The sequence below is a fragment of the Lysobacter sp. Root76 genome, assembly GCF_001428685.1.
GTDB lineage: Bacteria > Pseudomonadota > Gammaproteobacteria > Xanthomonadales > Xanthomonadaceae > Lysobacter.
In genome coordinates this window covers 68854-92119 of record NZ_LMIK01000010.1, presented here as the reverse complement: position 1 = coordinate 92119, position 23266 = coordinate 68854, and the positions used below count along the sequence as shown (strand labels likewise).

Sequence of the window (23266 nt, the reverse complement as noted above, 5' to 3'; positions counted from 1 at the left end):
AAGAGCCCGGCCGGGGCCGGGCTCGATCGCGACGTTCGGGGGAGAGAGAGAAAGTTCGCGATTGGTGCGGGGTTGCTCGGCCGTCGTTCTTAGAAGCTGACGCGCGGGCCGACGAAGAACTGGGTGTCGCCATCGACGAACTTGACGTCGCCGTTCACGCCCCAGGTATCGTTGAACTTCACCAGAGCGCCGACGCGGCCGTAGAACTCGCCGTCGGACTTCTCATAGTCCTCGTAGCCGGCCAGCGCATAGCCCTGGATGTTCGGGGTCAGCACGCCGTTGACGCCGGCTTCGACGCTGTAGCCGTTGAAGTCCAGGCCCTGGCCGGCGTCGAACTTCTCGTAGGCGACGCGGGTGAGCAGGTCGACGCGCGAGTTCAGCTCGTGGTTGTAGCCCAGGCCGACGCGCCACTGGTCGAAGTCGACGTTGGTGTTGTCGATCTCCTGCTTGCTGTAGCCGCCGAAGATGTGGAAGTTGTCGGCGATCGCGCCCGAGCCGTTCAGGGCCCAGCCGTCGGCGTCGCCGCCATCGGTATTGGTCTTGGCGTAACCGCCTTCGACGTAGGTGTAGGACACGCCCTCGGCCGCGGAGGCGGCGAACGGCAGGGCGGCCAGCAGGGTCAGGGCAAGCAAAGTGCGCTTCATAAGGTCTCAGCCTCTTATTGGTTTTGTCAGTCCGGACCGTGGCGCCTCGGGGTGGGGCGGCTCTGTGATCCGGATGGGGCGCAGTATCCAAGCGCCGATTCAATCGAAGCTGAATTTTGAACTTGGAAGTTTAGGAACTCTGGGGTTCGAGCACGGTCGCGCCGAAAGTCATGCTCGTTAAATGCTTGTAAACAAAGGATTTACGTCCCGTAGGCCGACCAAAACGGCGGATGAATGTGCACTGGCAACGTTTTCAGTACACGCGTTCATGTGCCCGGAATGCGCTGAAAGCATGCGGGTGTTCGGCGCGCCGTCTCGCCGACGAGGTGCGCGCCTGCCTCGGCCCGACGGCATTCGAGCCGCCGGGCTTGGTCATCCGAAAATCGACAGCGCCGAGACGCCGCCTCACCCCATCGACATCGTCGCCGTCGGCATCGGCGCCGCGCGCGGCACCGTCATCGCTTGCGGCCGCCGCAGCACCACCCACAGGCACAGGCCGATGGCGACGAACTGGCTGGCGGTGGACAGGGCCAGGCGGCCGCCGAGTCCGGGCAGGTCGATGCCGCCGAACGGCAGCACCGCGCTCAGCGCCAGATAGGCGAGGGCGAGCAAGGCGATGCGCGGCGGAGTGAGGCGGGTGCCCGCGGCGATCAGCAGCCACAGCCAGATCGGCGCGAACAGGCCGTTGTGGTCGGGCACGAAGGGGCTGCGGTAGGCGGCCAGGGCGAGCAGGGCCAGCCAGGTCGAGACCAGTTCCAGCCGCGACATGGCCTGGGCGCGGCGTGCGGCCAGGATCGCCAGCGCGAACACCGCCAGTGTCCACACCCAGGAGATCGCCTTCTCCACCATCGGGGTCATGCCGGCCACGCCGAGCACGTCCAGCTTCAGCGCCAGCCCCGGCACCGAGTCGTTGATCGCGACCACTGGCTCCAGCCCGTCCAGCCACAGGAACGACCAGGCCTCGCCGCTGAGGATGCGCGGGGCCTGGAACTGGAAGAAGGCTTCGTAGGGCTGGGTGCCCATCCACAGCAACGCGATCACGCTGTACAGCGCGGCGAAGCCGATCGTCCATGCGGCCTCGCGCCAGCGCCGCGCCGCCAGCAGATACAGCCCGAGCAGGCCCGGGAACAGCTTGAACACCGCGAAGCCGAGCAGCGCGCCGCCCAGCACCGGGCGCTCGCGCCAGAACAGCATCATCGCCAGCAGCGACATCGCGATCGCGGCGATCTGGAAGTTGCCCAGCTGCAGGGTCAGCAGCACCGGCGTGCTCAGCCACAGCGCCGGCATCAGCAGCGCGATGCGACGGCCGGCGTCGCCGCCGATCCAGCGCCCCAGCGCGAACACCGTCGCCGCCAGCAGCGCGCCTTCGGCCGCGAACCACAGCGCGCGCAGTTCCAGGAAGCCGCCGCCGAGCGCGATGCCCGCGCGCGGCAGAATCAGGAACTGCGGCAGGTACAGGAAGTCGTCGAGCTTGAAGCGGCCTTCCATGCCGGTGTAGTGCTCGGGGTCGTAGAGATTCGCCACGCCCTGGCCGGCGAGCCCGGCCGCCTTCCACACGCCGGAGAAGCAGTTGTGGCGCACATAGAACTCGTCGAACCAGTACGCCGACGCCTGGGCCTGAGCGGGGTCGACCATGAACAAGGCCACGCCCGCGGTGCGCGCGATCGCAAGCAGCGCGACCAGCAGCCACAACGCGCTCAGCCATGGATGGGTATAACGCAGGCCGTCCCATTCGCGCGGCAGGCGCCGGGCGAAGCCGGGCGCCGCGATCGCGGCCAGCACCAGCGCGATCGCCAGCGCGACCGGCGGCGCATAGGCCACCGGTACGAACGCGGCCGCGGCCACCGCCGGCAGCATCGCCAGCAGCAGGGACAACAGGGCGGCGATGGTCCAGCGTTCGACCGAGATCCGATCCGCGTCTAGGGTCATGGCATGCAACTCCGTGTGAGGGCGCGGATCGAACGGCGGGGCAGCGTGCTCATTGCGGCCCCCAGCCTTCGACCTTGCCGGAGAACAGATAGCGGCTGAGTTCCTGGAAGTCGTCGAACACCAGGTCCGGCGCGGCTTCGCGGCCGTTGCCGTTGTGCGCGCGATCGACCCGCAACAAGGTGGTGATGCCGAAGCGGCGCGCGCCGGCGATGTCGCTGGCCGGGTCGTCGCCGATCATCCAGATCCGCTCCGGTTCGATCCCGAGCTTGTCGATCGCCAACTGGAACGGCGCTTCCTGCGGCTTGTCGGCACCGGCCTCTTCGGAGGTGACGACGTAGTCGAAGCAGTCGTCCAGGCCGAAGTAGATGATCTTGCGGAACTGGATCTGCGAGGTGAGGTCGGTGATGATCGCCGTGCCGATGCCGCGGCTGCGCAGCGCCATCAAGAACTCGCGTACGCCGGGGAACAGTTCGCAGTGCGCGAGGAAGGTGCGCCAGTAGGTCTGTTCCAGGTCCAGGGTAATGACCAGCTGGGTCTTGCGTCCCAGCAGCTCGATCCCGCGCTGGAAATACAGCAAGCGGCTGTGCGAACTGGCGGTGCGGCCCAGGCGTCGCTTGACCTCCTGGCGCGCCTGCGAAAAGGCCTGGCGTACGTCGCCGACCTCGCAGCCGAGCAGTCGCACCGCCTTCTCCTCCGCCGCCGCGGTCGCGCAGGCATGCGGATGACCGTAGGCGTAGAGCGTGTTGTCGGTGTCGAAGATGATCGCCTGCGGCGCGCGCAGGGCCGTGTCCGTGCTGTGGAAGTTCAGGCTCATTGGATGCGGTTCTTCAAGGCTTCTTCGGTTTGCACCAGGATCAGCAACTGCATGATCCCGCTCATGCCGTCCTCCCACTGAGGACGGACGTCCAGCATTTCCTGCAGGCCCGGCACCAGGGTGCGCGCGGCCAGGGCGATGTCTTCGGCGGCGACGTCGCCTTCGATGCTCATTTCCACTTCGCCGGAATCCTCCGACAGCTGCACGTCCAGGTGCAGGCCGCAGATGCCGATCAGGATCCGCGCCACGCGCTCGTGGTAGGTGCCGTTGCGGATCAGCGCGACCAGCTTCAGCCGCACCTGGTCGGGCGCCACGCCGTTGTCGAGTTGCTGCGGGTTCACCGGCTGCAGGCGCAGCACCAGGCTCGCGACCGCCTTCTGCGGATGGATGTAGCGCTGCGAGTCCGGCGCGCGCCGCTCCAGCGAGCCGTTCACGGCCTTGAGATCGTGCCCGCGCTGGTGCACGTCGCGGTGGATCTTCCAGGCCCGGCGCAGGTTCTCGTCGACGTCCAGGAACACGCTGACGTCGTAGCGCCGGCGCAGGCGCGGAAAGTGCAGCGCGTGCAGGCCGGAGGCGATGACGACGTCGTTCTTGGCCAGCAGGGTCGGGCTTTCGAAGCGGCCGGCGGCGTGGTCGTAGCGACGGCAGACGATGGCCTTGCCGTCGATCAGGGCGAGCACGTCGTTGTTGAAGCGCTGCAGGTCGTTGGCGCGCGGGTTGAGGTGGGTCAGGCCCTGCCACATCGGCGCGTAGCGGTCCCAGATGTGGTAATCGTCGCCGGACACGTGCACCACCGAGTGATCGCCGAACACGCCGGCCAGGGCGCGGCTGAGCGTGTCCTTGCCGGAGCCGGAATCGCCGGCGATGCCCACGGCCAACGGCTTCTGGGCGATGCGGTAGTAGTCGTTGCGGCCGATGCGTTCGCGCAGCATCTGCACGATCAGCACCAGGCCGGACGCGACCACCAGGGTCATCCACAGCGAGTGCACGTGCGGCGTGATGCGCGTCGCGACGGCGCCGATCGCCGGCCCCGGGTTCCAGTCCAGCAGCGGCGCGGTCGGGCCGGCGGAAATGAACACGTGCATCGCGATCAGCAGCAGCGAGAAACCGCCGGCGAGCACGTGCGCGCTGCGGTCGCCCTGCAACTGGTGCGCGACCAGGAACGGCACCAGCCACAGATACCAGCCCGGCGGCGCCGGCGTGCCCAGCACGACCAGGAAGAACGAAAGCCCGGTGCAGGCGATCAGCAGTTCGAAGCTGATCCGGCGGAAGCGCCAGGCGGCGTAGGCGGCCAGCAGATACAGCGTCGGAGTGAGATAGAGCTTGAGCTCCTCGCCCACCGGCAGGGCCAGGTCGAACACGCGGCCGAATTCGCGCGAGCCGAACACCATCGCGACGAAACCCGACGAAGCCAGCCAGGGCAGGGTCAGCAGCATCGCCAGCGCCGCGCAGGCCAGCGCGAACGGCGGCAGCATCGCGCGCAGCCGCTTGTTGCGCCACAGGTAGATGCCGATGAAGGGCACGGCCAGCGCCATGCTGAGCTTGGCCGCCAGGGCCAGCCCCAGCGCGGCGCCGCTGGCGGCCGGGCGGTAGCGCCGGATCAGCAGCAGCGACAGCAGCAGCAAGGCGATCGGGACGATGTCGGTCTGGCCGTTCCAATAAGTCACGAACAACACGATCGGCGACCACCAGTACAGCCACAGCAGCAGGCGCGGACGGTCGCTGGGCAGCAGGCGCCGCAACAGCAGCAGGCTGGCCAGATCGGCGCCGAGCAGGCCCAGCCGGAAACCCACCCCGGTGAAATAGGCGCTGCCGCTGGCGGCGTCGGCGAGCCAGCCCAGCACGGTGCCGGGCAGGTGCGCGAGCAGCATCACCGGCCCGTAGGGATACGCCAGCGAACTACCGCCGGCGGCGAGGAAGCTCGACCACGGGTCCAGGCTGGGATGGGCGATGGCGTGATCGAGGAAGGGCACGAACCAGCGCTGCTGGATCGTCGGCACCAGCAGCGCGATCAGCAGCAGGCGCAGCAGCAATCCGGCGCGGAATTCGAAAGTCCGCAGCATCGGGTCCTGCCACAGTCGCGCGATCCTCATCGCCAAAGCGCGGTCTCCTTGGTGCAGACCGCATCGACCGCGATGCCTTCGCGGTCGAGCAGGGCGCGCATCGCGGCGATGCCCTCGGCGGCATCGCGGCCCTGCAGTTCGGGCGAAACCAGGCACAGGCGGAAGCCGGCCTCGCGCAGGCGCCGGGCCTGGGCGCGATCGAGCGGGAAGCGGGTGAAGCAGTCGACCCAGACCCAGTCGACCTTGCCGGCCAGGGCCAAGGCGGTATCGATCGATTCGTACTCGGATACCCGTACCGCGCAGCGCGATTCGCCGCGCGCGGCGGTGCGCACCAGGAAGGGGAACGACTGGTCGAGGAAGAACCAGTCCTCGATGCCGTGTGCCCGCATCAGCGCGATCAGCCGATCCTCCAGGCCCTCTTCCTTGACGTTGAGGATCAGCAGGCGATGACGGTAGTCGCGCAGCCAGTCCTCGAAGTCCTCGCCGTCGGCGAAGGCGTCGTGGTGGACGATGATGGCGTCGCCGCGGCTGCGCAGATCGAGCTCGATCCCGTACTCGGGCGAGGTCTCGCGCAGCTGTTCGCGGGTGTTGCGGCGGTGGCGGACGATGATCATGCGGGGTGCGAGAGGTCCTTGCGCAGGCGCAGGCTGAAACCCACGGTGCGGCGGATGAAGCGGGCCTTGGCCCGCCAGTTCACGTTCCAGTGCGAGCTGCCGTGGGCGCGTTCGCCGAAGCGCACCGGGAAGCGCAGCACCCGCAGTCCGCTGCGGCGCGCCTGGTAGTAGGCGTACAGGTCCAGCGAAAAATCCTGCGGCGGCGCCTGCCATCGCTCGAAGAAGGCGCGTGGGAACAGCGTCGGTTGGGCATTGATGTCCCACAGCGCGCGCCGCAGCAGCACGGTTTCGAACAGCGACATGCCGACGGTGAAGGCGACATCGGCCGCCGGCCGGCCGTGGCGGCGGCCTTTGACGAATACGGTCTGCGGATCGACGCCGTCGAACAGTTCCAGCCCGGTCAGGGCATCGGCCGGATCGGTCTGCATGTCGGCGTGGGTCCAGCCCACGATCAGGCCGCGCGCCGCGCGCAGGCCGGCGAGGATGCCGTGGCCGTAGCCCTGATTGCGCTCCACGCGCAGGCTGCGGATGCCGGCCACGCCGTCCAGCAACCCAGCGAGCACGGCCGGGCTGTCGTCGGTCGAACCGTTGTCGACCAGGATCGCTTCCACGTCCTCGCGCACGAAGGTCTCGCGCAGGCGCGCCACCAGCAACGGCAGGTTGCGGGCTTCGTTGTAGCAGGGGATCACCAGGGACAGGCGCAGGGACGTGCTCACGGCGTTTCGATCTTCCTCAGCACCACCGAGCGTCCCATCGCGAACACCGAGGGCAGCAGCTTGACCAGGGCGCGGTCGGTGGCGTCGATCAGCTTGAGCAGGAAGCGCGGCAGTTCGACCGTCTTGGCCTGCACCACCACGCCGCCGGACACCAGGAATACGAAGCATTCGTTGAGTTCGTTGCGCTCGATCGCCAGGCCCGGCAGGCGGCGCTGGAAGGCCGCCTCGTCGCGGAACAGCAGCAGCGGAATCGCGCAGTTGGCCGACCAGGGGTCGCGCGGATCGTTGGCGACCACGGTGTCGTCGAACACGTCGATGTCGTAGGACCAGCCCTCGTGGCGCATCGCGCGCAACGCCAGGCGCAGCAGGAAGCAGGTGTTGAGGTCCTGGATCAGGATCAGGCCGCCCGGCGCGAGCTTGCGCTGCATGACCTCGAAGAAGCGCACCGGGTTGGGCAGGTGGTGGATCATGTGGCTGAACACCGCCACGTCGATCGAGCCGTCCGGGTAGGGCGGGTCCATCGCGTCGGCGACGTCGTCGATCCAGGGCCGCGCTTCGACGTCGGTGATGCGGAAGTTGTCGTGGCGGATGAATTCCTTGCTGAAGCCGGAGCCGGCGCCGAACTCGACCACGCGCTGGCCCGGCTTGAGGTAAGCATTCATCCAGTCGTAGCGCTTGTGCAGCAGGAATTCGAGGTTGCGCGGGCGGTGCTGGAGGAAGAACTCGCGCGCCATCCCGACTTCACCCTCGCGTGTGAAGCGGTTTTCCTCGTGCGTGGGGAAGTAGGTGCTAGGCAGGACCATGGGACGGCTCTCTGGCGGTTGCGGACGGCGGGTGGGGCTCAGCATCGGAAACGCTCCGGCTCGCGCATGCGGTAGCGCTCGACCAGGGCCGGGCGCGCGGGTGCGGGCACGCGCGGGTCGTGTTCGATCCGGTACGGGTGCGCGTCCCACTTGTGGAAGCACGACTGCCAGTACTCGAAGGTGCGCAGGTCGTCGGGCGTGCCCCAGCACAGGTAGTGGGCGACTTCGAAGATGCGGCAGTTCAGGCCGGCGGCGACGGCGTCGTTGATGCAGCTGTCGACGTAGAACTCGCCGTTGACGCGGCCGTCGCGCGCGATCATCGCGTCCGCGGCGGCGGCGAAGTCGGCGGCGCGGCGGAAGGTGAAGCTGCCCAGCACGATCGGATCGTGGGCCGGGTCGGACAAGGGCTGCTTGACCGAGACCGAGAGCACCCGCCCGTCGACCTCGTCGACCCAGCCGTAGTGGGTGGGCCGGCGCGCCGCACCGGGATAGCCGCGCGCGACCCAGACGATCACGTCGACCTCTTCGTCGTCGAGCAGGGCCGACAACGCCTGCGCATCGAACACCGCGCCGTTGTCGCAGGCGCCGATGGTCAGCGGCTGGGTCGGGTCGAGGCCGTCCAGCCCGAGCAGGCAGGTGCGCGCCTGGCCGTCGGTGACCTGTTCCAGATCGACCAGGGCGCAGCCGGGGAAGCGCTGGCGCAGCGCCTCGGCGATGTGCGCGCCGCCGGGCAGGTCGCGGCGTTGCACGAACACGCGGCGCGAAGGCTCGGGCAGGTCGCGCGCGGCCTGCACCACCATCGGCTCGCCCGACACCGGAATCAGCGGTTTCGGCTCGCTGTAGCCCTCGTTGGCGAAACGCGAGCCCAGGCCGGCCATCGGCACCATCACCGCGCCGCGCTGGCGCGGCGGCGGCTGGGTGCGGGCGGGTTCGGCCAGGCGCCGGAACGCATCGGACCAGTAGCGATACTCGGCCAGATCCTGCGGCGTGCCCCATTGCATGAAGTGGTTGAGCTCGTACACCGCGACGCAGCGGCCGTCTTCCAGCAGCGGCTTGTAGGCCAGGCTGACGTAGTGCTCGCCGCCGAGGCTGAGGTCCGGGCGCGCCATGGTGCGTTCGAACGCATCGCGCAGCAGCGCGCCGGACTTGAAGTAGTAGGTGCCGCTGGACGCGTATTCGCGCGTGGGCTGGTCGGTGTAGGGCTGCTTTTCCTGGATGTCGAGCACGCGCGCGCCGTCGCTGCGGACGTAGGCGTAGTTGGTCGAGCCCATCATGTGCGGATGGAAACCGGTGTAGCAGGGGATCGCGCCGTCGCAGCCGCTGTCCAGCGCGAACGCGCGGAAGTCGCGATAGTCCCAGCCGCAGGCGAAGTCGCAGTAGTTGACGATGGTCGGCGCGTCCGGATCCAGCAGTTCCATCGCCTGCAGCACCGCATGCACCGGTCCGAGCTTGTGCGGCGCGATCCCGAGCACGCGCCCGGCCGGACAGATCTGCGCCAACTGCTCGGCCATTCGGTATTCGGCGCGATCGAGGTGATCGCGATTGCATACGAACACGAAGTCGGTCTCGCCCGGGAACAGGTCGACCACGTGGGCGATGATCGGCTTGCCGTCGACTTCGATCAGCGGCTTGGGCACGCGGTAACCCGCGCGGCGGAAGCGCTCTCCGAAACCTGACATGGGTACGACGATCTGCATGGCTTCCTTCCGTGGCGTCGTGCGGGTCGTGAGCGGGTTCAGTGCCTGGGCCGCGACAAGGCGCGGCGGTAGGCTTCGGCTTCCCAATCCACCAAGGCGGCGACATCCTCATCGCCGAGGTAGACCAGGGTTTCCTCGCCGCTCAGGCGCAGCGCGACCAGAGCCAGGCACAGCAGCATCGCCTGCGCGCCGGGCGACAGGCCCGGCGCGACCAGCACGCCGGCGCCCGGCAGCAGCGCGAACGCGGGCGCGACGCCGCCGGCCGCGGTGGCGCGCGCGACCGCGTCGGACAAGGCGTCGCTGTCCTGCAGTACCGCCGCCCGCGCGCCCAGGAACACCGCGTGATCCGGATACAGCGCGCCGTCGCGCGCGATCGCCATCGCGATCGCATCGGTGGCCAGCGCGTGCACGCCGGCGTCGCTGGGCAGCTCCCAGTTCAGGTCGTTGACCGCATGCAGCCGCGCCGGATCGCCGGCCGTCGGCGCGCGCGCGGGCAAGCCCAGGCGACGCTCGACTTCGCCCAACAAGGCGTCGGCGGCGGCGCAATCCTCGGCGCCGACGACCAGGCCGTGGTTGGCCAGCACCAGAACGTCGGTTTCGCGTTCGGCCAGCACGTCCTGCACCGCTTGCGTGAGCGGATAGCCGGGGCGCCGGTACGGCACCCAGGCCCAGTTCAGGTCTTTCAACAGGGCCGACAGGCGCTCGCGCGCGTCCGCGCGCACCGCCCAGGCGATGGTGTTCACCGAATGCACGTGCGCGACCACCGGGTGCGGCAGCAGCGCATGCAGCGAGGTTTCGATCGAGGGCCGCAGCGCTTGCGGGTCGCCCAGCCGCGCCAATCGCGTTTCGCCGTCGGCGTGACGCAGCGCGGCGCGCACTTCGTCCAAGGGCAGCGGCACGAAGATGTCGCGCTCGCGCGCCTGCGCGAGCCAGGTGCCGGAGGCCTTGACCCATAGGGTTCCGTCGAATTTGACGGACGTGTTACCGCCCCCGCCCTGCACCAATAGCGGGTCGGCGCCGATGCGCGCCGACAGCGCATTCAGCGCGTCGAGAGCGGCGGTTGCGCGGCTGGTCACGGCCCCACCGGCGCTGCGCCCATGGGGGTTTTGCGATGCTGCGAGAACGGTCGATCCATGTGTCCCCTCCCTGCTGACTGCTGCTCCTGAAACCCCTAATACTCGTTTTGGGCTTCCAACCGGCCGTCCCACGGCCGGATAACGCACCCCCCCACCCCGGCTTCCCCGGCTAGGCACTGGACGGCCCGGCCACCGATGTGGTCCGCTTTCGCACCCCGAACCCGTTATGTGGATAGGATACGTACAGGGGGCACCACGGATGGAACGCCAAGGATGATCGCGAACACGGTTCGCGTGCAAGAGCATCTCCGAAGCGACGCGTGCAGGATGCCAATGAGGTGCCGACAGGATCAGGTCGGCAGGGGATGCTTGTAAGTCAAGGAAGTCATGGATGAGTGACATCGATCAGCGCATGGCCGAGCTTTCGCCTGCGAAACGTGAATTGCTGCGTCAGTTGGCCGCGCGTCAACGCGGCGGACAGAACCGTATCCAGGCCCGCCCGCGCCCCGAGCGCATACCGCTGACCTTCGGTCAGCGGCGCCTGTGGTGGCTGGACCGTTTCATGCCCGGCATGACCGCCTATAACCTGCCGGTCGGGCTGTGGCTGGACGGCGAGCTGGACCGCGCCGCGCTGCGCGCCGCGGTGCAATCGCTGGCCGACCGCCACGAAACCCTGCGCACGGTGTTCCGCGCGCACGACGGCGAACCTTTCCAGCACATCTTCGAACGCGTCGAGGCGCCGTGGCGCGAAGTCGCCGCCGCGGGCGACGACGCGGAAGAATCCAGCGCCGATGCCCTGCGCATCGCGCGCGAGGAAACCGCGCGCGCGTTCGACCTGAGCCGCGACGCGATGCTGCGCGCGACGCTCATCGAAACCGCGCCGCAGCAGCACCTGCTGCTGCTGGTGTTCCACCACATCGCGATCGACGGCTGGTCCACCACCGCGCTACTGGAAGAGTTGCAGCGCGCCTACGACGCCTTGCGTGCCGGCGGCGCACCGACGGCTGAGGCGCCGCCGCTGCAGATCGCCGACATCGCGCTGTGGCAGCAGGAAACCCTCGGCGGCGAAGGTCTGCAACCGCAGCTGGACTACTGGCGCGAACGCCTGGACGGTGCGATCACCACCCTGGACCTGCCCGCCGACCGTCCGCGCCCGGCCACGCAGAGCTTCCAGGGTGCGCTGTACTGCAGCGAAGTCCCGGTCGCCCTGTACGAAAAACTCGAGCGTCTCGCGCGCGAGCGCCAGGTCACGCTGTCGATGCTGTTCCTGGCCGCGTATCAAGCGCTGCTGTCGCGCTATACCGGCCAGGACGACATCACCGTCGGCATCGGTGTGGCCGGCCGCGCGCGCGTGGAGCTGGAGCCGGTGGTCGGCTTCTTCGTCAACACTCTGCCGCTGCGCACCCGCATCGACGGCGAGCCGAGCTTCGCGCAATTGCTGGAGCGCGTGCGCGACGGCGTGCTGGGCGCTATGGAGCACGCCGACGCGCCGCTGGACCGTGTCCTGGAAACCCTGCGTTTGCCGCGTTCGGCCAGCCACACGCCGTTCGCGCAGGCACTGTTCTTCTTCCAGAACTACCCCGAACACAGCCTGGCGATGAGCGGCCTGCAGCTGCGCCAGGCGCATCTGATCGATCTGGCCCCGGGCAGCGCCCAGGGCGACCTGAGCCTGTTCGTGAACCAGCACGGCGAACGCGAGCTGATGCTGGAATACAGCACCGATCTGTTCGACCGCGCCCGCATCGAACGCCTGTGCGGGCATCTGCTGCGCCTGCTCGAATCCGCCGCCGATGCGCCGGACGCGCCGCTGAGCGCGCTGGAACTGCTGACCGCCGACGAATACGCGGAACTCGCGCATTGGAACGACACCACGCGCGAACTGCCCGCCGACGCGACCCTGGCCGCGCAGCTGCAGGCCCAGGTCGAACGCACGCCCGACGCGATCGCGCTGCGCTTCGGCGCGCGCGAACTGAGCTACCGCGAGCTCGACCGCCGCGCCAACGCGCTCGCGCACGAACTGCGCGCGGCCGGCGTCGGCGCCGGCGACCTGGTCGGGCTGTACGTCGAGCGCACGCCGGAAATGCTGATCGGCCTGATCGGCATCCTCAAGGCCGGCGGCGCGTATGTGCCGCTGGATCCGACCTATCCCGCCGATCGCCTGGCCTACATGCTCGAAGCCTCGGCCGCGCGCGTGCTGGTGAGCCAGCGCGCCCTGGCCGGCCAGCTGCCCGGTGCCGTCGCCACGGTGATCCATGCCGACGCCGATGCGGTGCTGGACGAGCGCGCCGAACGCGCGCCGGCCGGCGGCGCGGCGCCGCGCGATCCGGCCTATGTGATCTTCACCTCCGGTTCCACCGGCAAGCCCAAGGGCGTGGAGATCCAGCAGCGCTCGGCGGTCAACCTGCTGCGCTCGGTCGCGCGCGCGCCCGGCCTGGCCGGCGGCGAAATCCTGTGCGCGATCAGCACGCTCTCGTTCGACATCGCCCTGCTCGAACTGGTGCTGCCGCTGACCGTGGGCGCGACCGTGCTGCTGGTCGACCGCGATACCGCGCGCGACGGCCTGCGCCTGCGCCGGCTGGTCGACGAAGCGCGCATCGACGTGATGCAGGCCACGCCGGCGACCTGGCGCATGCTGCTGGAGGTGGGCTGGACCGGCAAGGCCGGGATGAAGATCATCTCCACCGGCGAAGCCTTGCCGCGCGAACTCGCCGACCGTCTGCTGCCCTGCGGGCGCGAACTGTGGAACCTGTACGGGCCGACCGAAACCACGGTGTACTCGGCGCTGTGCCGGGTGCAGGCCGGCGCCGGTCCCATCCTGGTCGGCAAGCCGGTCGACAACACCCAGATCCACATCGTCGATCGCCATATGAAGCGGCTGCCGGCGGGCGTGCCGGGCGAGCTGCTGATCGGCGGCGACGGCCTGGCCAGCGGCTACCGCGGCCGCGCCGACCTGACCGCGGAGAAATTCATCCCCGATCCGTTCGGCGCCGCGCCCGGCGGCCGTCTTTACCGCAGCGGCGACCTCGCCCTGTGGCGGCGCGACGGCACCATCGAGGTGATCGGCCGCATCGACCACCAGATCAAGCTGCGCGGTTTCCGTATCGAACTGGGCGAAATCGAATCCGTGCTCGCCCAACACCCGGCGGTGACCCAGGCCGTGGTGCATTGCCGCGAAGACCGGCCCGGCGACAAGCGCCTGGTCGCCTACGTGACCGCGGCCGGCGACGCGCCGGCCACGGCGGCGCTGCGCGATCACCTCAAGGCCGCCTTGCCCGACTACATGGTGCCGAGCGCATTCGTGGTGCTGGAGCGCTTCCCGCTCACGCCCAACGGCAAGGTCGACCGACGCGCCTTGCCGACGCCGGAAGCGGTCAACGGCGACGACGGCGACGAGGCCTACCTCGCCCCGGTCACGGACGAGGAACAGGCCCTGGCCGCGATCTGGCAGCAGTTGCTGGGTGCGCGCCGGATCGGCCGCGACGACAACTTCTTCGACCTCGGCGGGCATTCGTTGCTGGCCACGCGCTTGCTGGCGCGGATCGAGCAGCAGTGCGGCGTCGAACTGCCGCTGCGTACGCTGTTCGAAGCCGCGACCCTGGAGCAACTGGCCGCGCGCGTCGCCGACGCCTGCGCGCAACAGCCGCCGGACGACCTGGAAGCGCTGCTGGCGAGTCTGGAACACCTCAGTGACGAGGAGGCCAGCGCGCGCCTGGCCGCGGCGCTGCCCGGAGACGGTCATGGCTGAAATCAACGAGCGCCTGGCGGGGCTGTCGCCGGAAAAACGTGCGCTGCTGCTGCAGCAACTGGCCAAGCAATCGCCGGCCGCGCCGCGCAGCGAGATCGGCCGGCGTCCGCGCCCGGCGCGGATTCCGCTGTCGTTCGCGCAGCAGCGGCTGTGGATCCTCGACCAACTCGACCCCGGCTCGGCCGCCTACAACGTGCCGACCTCGATGTGGATGCAGGGTCGGCTGGACGAGGCCGTGTTCGCGCGCGCGCTGGACGAAATCGTGCGCCGTCACGAAAGCCTGCGCACGACGATCGCAGCCGACGAGCAGGGCCCGCACCAGGTCGTGCAGCCGCCGTCGGCGGTGCCGGTCGAACGCCAGGACTTGCGCCATCTTCCGGCCGGGCAGCGCGATGCCGCCGCGTTCGCGTTCGCCCGCGCCGAGGCCGCGCGCCCGTTCGAACTCGCCCGCGGCCCGCTGCTGCGCGCCCTGTTGGTGCGCGTGGACGACGAGCGTTACCTGTTCACCCTCAACGCCCACCACATCGCGGTGGACGGCTGGTCGCTGGGCCTGCTCAACGACGAGCTGCGCCAACTCTACGGCGCTTACCAGGACGGAGCGCCGTCGCCGCTGCCGGAACTGCCGGTGCAGTACGTCGACTACGCGCTGTGGCAGCGCGAACTGCTCGAAGGCCCGACCCTGCGCACCCAGCTCGATTACTGGCAGCAGCGGTTGGCGGGTCCGCTGCCGGTGCTGGAACTGCCCGGCGATCGTCCGCGGCCGCCGGTGCAGAGCTATCGCGGCGAAGTGTTGCGCAGCACGCTCGCGGCCGAGACCTGGGACGCGATCAAGCGTCTGAGCCGGCAGGAAGGCGCGACTCCGTTCATGACCGTACTGGCCGCGTACCAGACTCTGCTGATGCGTTACTCCGGTCAGGAAGACCTAGTGGTCGGCGTCGGCGTCGCCAACCGCCGCCGCGAGGAACTCGAATCGCTGGCCGGCTTCTTCGTCAACACCCTGGCGCTGCGCAACGACCTGTCCGGCGATCCGACCTTCCGCGAACTGCTGGCGCAGGTCAAAGACAGCACCCTGGGCGCGTACTCGCACCAGGACCTGCCGATGGAGCGGCTGATCGAGGAACTCGCGCCGACCCGCTCGCTGAGCCACTCGCCGCTGTTCCAGGCGATGCTGTTCTTCCAGAACTTCCCGTCCGGCGAAAGCCATCTGGCCGGTCTGACCCTGGCGCCGGTGGATTTCGACGCGATCAATCCCGGCACCGCGCGTTCGGACCTGGCGTTGTTCGCCAGCGAGGACGACGGCGCGCTGGCGCTGTTCTTCGAATACGCGACCGATCTGTTCGACGCGCCCACCATCGAAGCTTTCTCGCGTCACTTCCAGCAGCTGCTGCGTTCGATCGCCGGAGACCCGAACCGGCGCCTGGGCGAGCTGGAGATCCTGCCGCCGGAAGAGCGGCGCTGGCTGCTGCGTGATTGCAACGACACCGCCCTGGACGCGCCGGTGGATACGCCGTTGCACGTGCTGTTCCAACGCCAGGCCGAACGCCGGCCGGACGCGGTCGCGGTCGAATGCGGCGCGCAACGGCTCAGCTATGGCGAGCTCGACGCGCGCTCCGATGCCCTGGCGCGCGCGCTGGTCGCGCGCGGCGCCGGGCCGGGCCAGCTGGTCGGCCTGTTCGTCGAGCGTTCGCCGCAGATGCTGGTCGCTCTGCTCGGCGTGCTCAAGGCCGGCGCGGCCTATGTGCCGATGGACCCGAGCTATCCGGCCGAGCGCCTGGGCTACATGCTCGAAGACGCGCAAGCACGGTTGATCGTCAGCGAGCGCGGTTTGCTGGCGCAGCTGCCGGCGTCGGACTGCGAGGTGGTGCTGCTCGACGAGATCGACACGGCGCCCGGCGCGCGCGTCGACCGCGATGTCGGCCCGGAAGACCTGGCCTACGTGATCTTCACCTCCGGCTCCACCGGCCGGCCCAAAGGCGTGCAGATTCCGCATCGCGCCGCGGTCAACTTCTTGGCCGCGGTCGCGCGCGAGCCGGGCCTGAGCGAGACCGACACGGTCTGCGCGGTGACCACGCTGTCGTTCGACATCGCCGTGCTGGAGCTGCTGCTGCCGCTGACGGTCGGCGCGCGCATCGCCCTGGCAGATCGCGCCACCGTCGCCGACGGCGCGGCCCTGGCGCGCCTGATCGACAGCGCTGGCGCCAGCGTGATGCAGGCCACGCCGGCGACCTGGCGCATGCTGCTGGACGCGGGTTGGCGCGGTCGCGCGCAGCTGCGCATCCTCTGCGGCGGCGAAGCGCTGCCGCGCGAACTCGCCGACCGTCTGCTCGACTGCGGCGCGCAGCTATGGAACCTGTACGGCCCGACCGAAACCACGGTGTGGTCGGCGGTCGAGCGCGTGTCCGCCGGCGACGAGGCCATCAGCATCGGCCGGCCGCTGGCCAATACCGACATCCACATCGTCGACGCACGCGGCCAGGTCCTGCCCGCCGGCGTGCCCGGCGAGCTGCTGATCGGCGGCCTGGGCGTGGCGCGCGGCTATCTGGCGCGGCCCGAACTCACCGCCGAGAAGTTCGTGCCCGACCGCTACGGCCCGCGGGCCGGCGCTCGCCTGTACCGCACCGGCGATCTCGCTCGCCGGCGTCGCGACGGGCGCATCGAAGTGCTGGGCCGCATCGACCACCAGGTCAAGCTGCGCGGTTTCCGCATCGAGCTGGGCGAGATCGAGGCCGTGCTCGCCGAACATCCCGACGTACGCCAGGCGGTAGTGATCTGCCGTGAGGACCGGCCCGGCGACAAGCGCCTGGTCGCGTATCTGATCGGCGACAGCGATGCCGCCGAACTGCGCGCGTTCGCGCGCCAGCGTCTGCCCGAATACATGCTGCCCTCGGCGTTCGTGTGTCTGTCCGAGTATCCGCTGACGCCCAACGGCAAGGTCGATCGCAAGGCGCTGCCGGCGCCGGACGCGGGCGCGGTCGAGACCGCGGCGACCTACATGAGTCCGCGCAACGGCGAGGAGGAAACCCTGGCGCGGCTGTGGGCGGACGTGCTCGGACTCGAGCGGGTCGGCATCCACGACGATTTCTTCGACCTCGGCGGGCATTCGCTGCTCGCCACGCAACTGGTCTCGCGCGTGCAGAAGGCCTTCGGCGGCGAGATCGCCTTGCGCAGCCTGTTCGAGGCGCCGACCGTGGCCGGCTTCGCCGAGCTGCTGCTGCGCCAGCGCATGGACAGCGTCGACGCCGACGCCTTGGCGGGCATGCTCGACCAGCTCGAAGGCCTGTCCGACGAGGACATCCAACTGTTGTTGGCCGGCGAGGGCGCGGAGCGATGAGCGCGACCGACGATAACGCGCCCGGCGCGATGGCCGAGCGCCTGGCCCGGCTGACCCCGCAGCAGCGCGAACTGCTGCGGCGCCGGCTCGCCACGCGCGACGCGCAGGCGCCGGCCGAGGCCGGCATCGTGCGCCGCAGCCGGCCCGGCGAGGCCTTGCCGCTGTCGCCGGCGCAGCAGCGGATCTGGTTCTTCGAACGCCTGCAACCCGGCACCGGCGCCTATCACGTCTACGGCCACTACAGCGTCAGGGGCGCGCTCGACGCCGCCGCGCTGGAGCGCGCGTTCGCCGACGTGGTTCAGCGTCACGACGCGCTGCGCACTTCGTTCGGCGAGATCGAGGGCCAGCCGCGCCAGACCGTCGCCGAGCGGGTCGAGTTCGCCTTGCCCGTGATCGATCTGCGCGGCCTGGACCTGGTCGCGCGCGAGGCCGAAGCGCGCCGCTACGCCGACGAGGAAACCGAGCGCGCCTTCGACCTGGCGCGCGCGCCGCTGCTGCGCGCGACCCTGCTGCGACTGGACGACGAGGAACACCTGCTGCTGGTGGTGATGCACCATATCGTCTCCGACGCCTGGTCCTGCGGGATCCTGTTCGACGAGGTCGCGCGCTGCTACGAGGCGCGCCTGGACGGCGTCGAGCCGAACCTGCCGGAACTGCGTCTGCAGTTCGGCGATGCGGTGCTGTGGCAGCGTGAACCGGCGCAGGAACAGCGCGCGCTCGCGCAACTGGATTACTGGAAGCGCGCCCTGGACGGCGTCGGCGGCCTGCTCGATCTGCCCACCGACCGTCCGCGCTCGCCGTCGCCGACCGGACGCGGCGCGCGTCATCACCTGCGCATTCCGCTCAGCGTCGCCGCCGGCCTGGCCGATCTGGCCCGGCGCGAGCACGCGACCCTGTTCATGGCCCTGCTGGCGGTGTTCCAGACCCTGCTGGCGCGGCACTCCGGCCAGGACGACATCGTGATCGGTACGCCGGTCGCCAATCGCGGCGACGACGGCGCCGCGCCGATGATCGGCCTGTTCGTGAACACCCTGGCCCTGCGCGGCGACCTGTCCGGCGACCCCAGCTTCCGCACGCTGCTGGCGCGCACCCGCGCCCACTGCCTGGACGCGTTCGAACACGCGCAGGCGCCGCTGGAGCGGGTGATCGACCAATTGCAGCTGGAGCGCGTGCCCGGGCGCACGCCGCTGTTCCAGAGCATGTTCGTGCTGCAGAACGCCACCGTGGCGCCGCTGGCGCTGCGCGGCGTCACTCTGGAATGGCGCGAGCCCGACGTGCACACCTCGCGTTTCGAGCTCACGCTGTCGCTGGGCGCGTCCGAAGCCGGCCTGGACGGCGTGCTCGACTACGACAGCGACCTGTTCGACGCGTCCACCATCGCGCGTCTGGCCGACCAGTACGGGGTGCTGCTGCACCGCGTGCTCGCCGATCCCGACCTGCCGCTGTCGCGGCTGTCGGTGCTGGACCTGGACGCGCGCCATGAAGTGCTGGCGCTGGGCGACGGCGGCGCCGCGCCGTCGCCGCCGGCCCCGACCCTGTACGCGCTGTTCGAGCAACAGGCGCAGCGCACGCCGGAGGCGATCGCGATCGTCGAGCCGGGCCGCGAACTGAGCTATCGTGAAGTGCGGCGCCGCGCCAACGGCATCGCCCAGCGCCTGCGCGCGCTGGGCACGACCGCGGAAACGCGGGTCGCGGTGCTCGCGGATCGCTCCGCCGAGGCCCTGATCGGCGTGCTCGGCGTGCTCGCCGCGGGCGGCGCCTACGTGCCGATCGACCCCGCGCATCCGGACGAACGCATCGCCTTCCTGCTCGGCGACGCCGGCGCGCTGGCCCTGGTCGCGCCCGCGGCGCTGGTCGCACGCGCCGACGCGGTCGCCGGCAGCGTGCCCTGCGTAATCACCGACGGCGTGCCGCCGTCCGAGCAGGCGCCCGCCGAAGCGGCCGGCGCCGACAGCGCGGCCTACGTGATCTACACCTCCGGATCCACCGGCGCGCCCAAGGGCGTGCTGGTCGAGCATCGCGGCGCGGTCAACCTGACCCTGGGCTTCATGGCGCGCCATGATTTCACCGCGCAACGGCTGCTGATGATTCCGCCGCTGGTGTTCGACGCCTCGGTCGGCGACATCTTCCCGGCCCTGGCCAGCGGTTCGGCGCTGGTGCTGCATCCGGCGCCGGCCGAGCTGGGGCCGTACGAACTGGAAACCTTCTGCCGCGACTACGGCGTGACCGCGATCGACGCGCCGGCCGCGCTGTGGCGGCGCTGGAGCGAGGGCTGGTTCGCGGCCCAGCGCACGCGTCCGCTGCTGCCGGCGCTGCGCCTGATGATGATCGGCGGCGAGAGCGTGCCGCTGGAGCAGGTGCGGCGCTTCGCCGGCATCACCGCCGGCCGGGTCGCGTTGTGCAATCACTACGGTCCGACCGAGGCCTCGGTCTGCGCGACCATGCTGTCCACGCGCGACGGCGGCGAGTACGCCGGTGCCGAGCTGCCGATCGGTACACCGCTGCCGGGCGTGCGCGTGTACGTGCTCGACGCCGACCTCGGGCTGGCGCCGCGCGGCGTGGTCGGCGAGCTGTGCATCGGCGGCGCGGGCATCGCACGCGAATACCTGGGCCAGCCCGGCCTGACCGAGGCCGCATTCCTGCCCGATCCGCACAGCGACGCGCCTGGCGCGCGGCTGTACCGCACCGGCGACCTCGCGCGCTGGAACACCGACGGCAGCCTGCAGTTCCTCGGCCGCCGCGACCAGCAGGTCAAGCTGCGCGGCGTGCGCATCGAGCTGGGCGAGATCGAGACCGCGCTGGCCGCGCACCCGCAGGTGCAGGCCGCCGCGGCCGCGCTGCGCGAGGACCGGCCCGGCGACAAGCGCCTGGTCGCCTACGTGGTCGCCGATGCCGGCTTGGAGCCGCAGTCGCTGCGCGAATTCCTGGCCCAGCGCCTGCCCGACGCGATGCTGCCTTCGCTGTACGTGCCGTTGCCGGCGCTGCCGCTCAACCGCAACGGCAAGGTCGACCGGCATGCGCTGCCGCTGCCGCCCGCCTCGGTCGCCGCCACGCGCCGTATGCGCGCGCCCGAGGGCGCGACCGAACACGGCGTGCTCGCGGTCTGGCGCGAAGTGCTGGGGCGCGAGGACATCGGCGCCGACGAGGATTTCTTCGCCCTCGGCGGCGATTCCTTGTCGACCCTGCCGCTGGTGTTCAAGCTGCAGGCCGCGTTCGGGGTCGAGCTGGCGCTGGCGGCGGTGTTCGCGACGCCGACCGTGGCGGGTCTGGCACGTGCGATCGACGCGCAACGCGCCGGCGAGAGCCAGGTCGGCCCCGACCTGCACGCGCGCGCCGTGCTGCCGGACGACATCGATCCGCGCGGCGCCTTGCCGGCGGTCGCGCGTACCCATCCGAACTCGGTACTGGTGACCGGCGCGACCGGTTTCCTCGGCGCCTATCTGGTCCGCGAGCTGCTCGACAGCACCGACGCCGAACTGTTGTGCCTGGTCCGCGCCGACAGCGACGCCGACGGCCTGCGCCGCGTGCGTAGCAACCTGGAAACCTACGGCCTGTGGCGAGGCGAGGACGAGCATCGGCTGCATCCGGTACTCGGCGATCTGGCCGCGCCGCGCCTGGGCCTGGGCGAGGACGCGTTCGACGCGCTCGCGCGCCGCGCCGAGGCGATCTTCCACAACGGCGGGCAGGTCAACTTCCTCGCGCCCTACGAACACCTGGAAGCGGCCAACGTCGGCGGCACTGTGGAAGTGCTGCGTCTGGCGACGCGGGTGCGTATCAAGCCGGTGCATCTGGTCTCGACGCTGGGCGTTTACCTCACCGAGCGCCATCTCGACCGCGTGGTGCGCGAATCCGATCCGCCACCGGATGCCGAGGGCCAGTACGGCGGCTACAACCAGAGCAAGTGGGTCGGCGAGCAACTGGCGCTGGCGGCGCGCGCGCGCGGCCTGCCGGTGGCGATCTACCGCCCGGCCCGGATCACCGGCGACAGCCGCCTGGGCACCAGCAACCTGGGCGACTACTTCAACGCCTGGATCAAGGGCTGCGTGCAACTGGGCTATGCGCCGCACCTGCCCGACGAGTCGTTCGACATGGCGCCGGTGGACTACGTCGGACGCGCGATCGTGCGCCTGGCCTTGGGCGCGGGCGATGCCAACGGCCAGTTCCACTTCTTCAATCCGCGCCGGCTGCCGATCACCGAAGCGGTCGCGACCTTGCGCGACGCGGGGCTGGCGGTGGAGGAGATCGACTACCCGTCCTGGCGCCGCGCCCTGCTGGCCGAAGCCGCGGTGTCGCGCGAGAACGCGCTGGCGCCGTTCGCCGGCCTGTTCCCCGAGCAGCCGGATCCACGCGAGCCGCGTTTCGACTGCAGCGCGACCGCGGCCGCGGTGGCGACGCTGGGCATCGTCTGCCCGCCGGCCGACCGCGTGCTGTTTGCGACCTACCTGGATTTCCTGCGCAGCCGCGGTGCGCTGCCGGCCGCGGTCGAGGAGGAGGCGTGAACCGCTACGCCGGCCTGCGCGACTTCCTGCTGATCTGGGTCGGCCAGTTGGTGTCGGGCGTGGGTTCGCGCCTGACCTCGTTCGCGCTCGGCATCTGGGTCTACCAGACCACCGGTTCGACCACGCGCTTCGCCTTGATCTTCGTCGCGATGGCGGTGCCGGCGCTGCTGATCTCGCCGATCGCCGGCGCCCTGGTCGATCGCTGGGACCGGCGCCGGACCATGATCGTCTGCGATGCGGTATCGGCGCTGACCATGTTGGCGCTGGCGCTGCTGTACGCGACCGACACGCTGGCGCTGTGGCACGTCTACGCCGGCGTCGGCATTTCGGCGATGGCCAACGCCTTCCTGCAGCCGGCCTATGCGGCCAGCATTCCGCTGCTCGCCAGCCAGGAGCAGCTGACCCGCGTCAACGGCCTGGTCCAGACCGGTTTCGCGGTCGCCCAGGTCGGCGGGCCGCTGCTGGCCGGCGTGCTGGTCAGCACGATCTCGATGCAGGGCGTGCTGATCGTGGATGCGCTGACCTTCGCGATCGGCGTGGTCGCGCTGCTGTTCGCGCGGGTGCCGCGCCCGGCGCGCAGCGAGGACGCCGAGCAGGGCCTGTGGCAGGAAGCGGCCACCGGTTTCCGCTACGTGCGCGACCGCGGCGGCCTGCTCGGCCTGCTGCTGGTGTTCGGCGCAACCAATTTCCTGTTCGGCATCGCCAGCATCGCGATCACGCCGCTGGTGCTGTCGTTCGCCGACGCGACCCTGCTCGGCGTGCAGATGGCGGTCGGCGGCTGCGGCCTGTTGCTGGGCGGGCTGGCGATGAGCACCTGGGGCGGGCCGCGCCGGCGTATCCATGGCGTGCTCGGTTTCTCGCTGGCCGCGGGCGTGCTGCTGGCCGTGCACGGCCTGGCGCCGTCGTTCGCGCTGGTGCTGGTGGCCGGTTTCGGTTTCTTTTTGACGTTACCCGTGCTCAACGCCTCGAATGCCGCGCTGTGGCAGAGCAAGGTGCCGGCCGATCTGCAGGGCCGCTGCTTCGCGATCCAGCGCGTGCTGTCGGAAGCGGCGATGCCGCTGGGCTATTGCCTGGCCGGTCCGCTGGCCGAGCGCGTGTTCGAACCGCTGATGGCGCCCGGCGGCGCCCTGGCCGGTTCGGTCGGAGCGTGGATCGGGGTCGGCCCCGGCCGCGGCCTGGGCCTGATGTTCATCGTTCTTGGCGTCCTGATGACGCTGGTCGCGGCGAGCGCCTATGTGGTGCGCGCGATCCGGCGGATCGAGGACGAAATACCCGACGCGCCGATCCTGGCCGCGGGCGTGCCGGCGGAGATCAGTGCCGCGGCTTGAGTTGCGA

13 protein-coding genes are annotated in these 23266 nt (G+C 70.2%); 4 read left to right on the top strand and 9 right to left on the bottom strand.

Annotated elements, in window-relative coordinates; all coding sequences use genetic code 11:
* Positions 1–89 precede the first annotated feature (89 nt).
* From ASE10_RS18670 to ASE10_RS18630, 9 genes are all read right to left on the bottom strand, one after another.
* A complete protein-coding gene (locus ASE10_RS18670) occupies positions 90–644 on the bottom strand; it encodes an Ax21 family protein (RefSeq protein ID WP_055905174.1) in 555 nt (184 codons plus the stop codon).
* Positions 645–1049: 405 nt separating this feature from the next.
* On the bottom strand, positions 1050–2573 hold the full coding sequence (locus tag ASE10_RS18665) for a glycosyltransferase family 87 protein (RefSeq protein WP_056101137.1): 1524 nt from the start codon (positions 2571–2573) through the stop codon (positions 1050–1052).
* 49 nt (positions 2574–2622) lie between these two features.
* Positions 2623–3387 (bottom strand): HAD family hydrolase, encoded by a 765-nt coding sequence (locus ASE10_RS18660; RefSeq protein WP_055905167.1) that lies wholly within the window; start codon positions 3385–3387, stop codon positions 2623–2625.
* The gene (locus ASE10_RS18655) at positions 3384–5480 is read right to left on the bottom strand and encodes a hypothetical protein (protein ID WP_082559767.1); all 2097 of its coding nucleotides are present in this window, start codon (positions 5478–5480) and stop codon (positions 3384–3386) included. The genes ASE10_RS18660 and ASE10_RS18655 overlap by 4 nt, the downstream gene beginning before the upstream one ends.
* Positions 5477–6064 carry a phosphatidylinositol-specific phospholipase C/glycerophosphodiester phosphodiesterase family protein gene (locus tag ASE10_RS18650; RefSeq protein ID WP_055905161.1) on the bottom strand — a complete coding sequence of 196 codons (588 nt, stop codon included), beginning with the start codon at positions 6062–6064 and terminating at the stop codon, positions 5477–5479. The genes ASE10_RS18655 and ASE10_RS18650 overlap by 4 nt, the downstream gene beginning before the upstream one ends.
* Positions 6061–6780, bottom strand: a complete 720-nt coding sequence (locus tag ASE10_RS18645) for a glycosyltransferase family 2 protein (RefSeq protein WP_200944164.1) — start codon at positions 6778–6780, stop codon at positions 6061–6063. The genes ASE10_RS18650 and ASE10_RS18645 overlap by 4 nt, the downstream gene beginning before the upstream one ends.
* Positions 6777–7583 carry a class I SAM-dependent methyltransferase gene (locus tag ASE10_RS18640; protein ID WP_200944163.1) on the bottom strand — a complete coding sequence of 269 codons (807 nt, stop codon included), beginning with the start codon at positions 7581–7583 and terminating at the stop codon, positions 6777–6779. Before ASE10_RS18640 ends, ASE10_RS18645 begins: the two co-directional genes overlap by 4 nt.
* Positions 7584–7621: 38 nt before the next feature.
* Positions 7622–9280, bottom strand: a complete 1659-nt coding sequence (locus ASE10_RS18635) for an NTP transferase domain-containing protein (RefSeq protein WP_056306152.1) — start codon at positions 9278–9280, stop codon at positions 7622–7624.
* 38 nt (positions 9281–9318) lie between these two features.
* Entirely contained in the window at positions 9319–10356 is a 1038-nt protein-coding gene (locus ASE10_RS18630) for a class II aldolase/adducin family protein (protein WP_055905153.1), read from the bottom strand.
* 391 nt (positions 10357–10747) lie between these two features.
* Between ASE10_RS18630 and ASE10_RS18625 the strand changes: the two genes are divergently transcribed.
* From ASE10_RS18625 to ASE10_RS18610, 4 genes are read left to right on the top strand one after another with little or no spacing between them, the layout of a single operon-like run.
* Positions 10748–14101 carry a non-ribosomal peptide synthetase gene (locus tag ASE10_RS18625; protein ID WP_055905150.1) on the top strand — a complete coding sequence of 1118 codons (3354 nt, stop codon included), beginning with the start codon at positions 10748–10750 and terminating at the stop codon, positions 14099–14101.
* The gene (locus tag ASE10_RS18620) at positions 14094–17432 is read left to right on the top strand and encodes a non-ribosomal peptide synthetase (protein WP_055905147.1); all 3339 of its coding nucleotides are present in this window, start codon (positions 14094–14096) and stop codon (positions 17430–17432) included. The genes ASE10_RS18625 and ASE10_RS18620 overlap by 8 nt, the downstream gene beginning before the upstream one ends.
* The gene (locus ASE10_RS18615; protein WP_055905144.1) at positions 17429–21931 is read left to right on the top strand and encodes a non-ribosomal peptide synthetase; all 4503 of its coding nucleotides are present in this window, start codon (positions 17429–17431) and stop codon (positions 21929–21931) included. Before ASE10_RS18620 ends, ASE10_RS18615 begins: the two co-directional genes overlap by 4 nt.
* A complete protein-coding gene (locus ASE10_RS18610; RefSeq protein WP_055905141.1) occupies positions 21928–23259 on the top strand; it encodes an MFS transporter in 1332 nt (443 codons plus the stop codon). Before ASE10_RS18615 ends, ASE10_RS18610 begins: the two co-directional genes overlap by 4 nt.
* The last annotated feature ends 7 nt before the right edge of the window (positions 23260–23266 follow it).

Coding starts and splice junctions, on each gene's coding strand:
- ASE10_RS18670 (WP_055905174.1), bottom strand. CDS start 644: ATGAAGCGCACTTTGCTTGCCCTGACCCTGCTGGCCGCCCTGCCGTTC.
- ASE10_RS18665 (WP_056101137.1), bottom strand. CDS start 2,573: ATGACCCTAGACGCGGATCGGATCTCGGTCGAACGCTGGACCATCGCC.
- ASE10_RS18660 (WP_055905167.1), bottom strand. CDS start 3,387: ATGAGCCTGAACTTCCACAGCACGGACACGGCCCTGCGCGCGCCGCAG.
- ASE10_RS18655 (WP_082559767.1), bottom strand. CDS start 5,480: ATGAGGATCGCGCGACTGTGGCAGGACCCGATGCTGCGGACTTTCGAA.
- ASE10_RS18650 (WP_055905161.1), bottom strand. CDS start 6,064: ATGATCATCGTCCGCCACCGCCGCAACACCCGCGAACAGCTGCGCGAG.
- ASE10_RS18640 (WP_200944163.1), bottom strand. CDS start 7,583: ATGGTCCTGCCTAGCACCTACTTCCCCACGCACGAGGAAAACCGCTTC.
- ASE10_RS18635 (WP_056306152.1), bottom strand. CDS start 9,280: ATGCAGATCGTCGTACCCATGTCAGGTTTCGGAGAGCGCTTCCGCCGC.
- ASE10_RS18625 (WP_055905150.1), top strand. CDS start 10,748: ATGAGTGACATCGATCAGCGCATGGCCGAGCTTTCGCCTGCGAAACGT.
- ASE10_RS18620 (WP_055905147.1), top strand. CDS start 14,094: ATGGCTGAAATCAACGAGCGCCTGGCGGGGCTGTCGCCGGAAAAACGT.
- ASE10_RS18615 (WP_055905144.1), top strand. CDS start 17,429: ATGAGCGCGACCGACGATAACGCGCCCGGCGCGATGGCCGAGCGCCTG.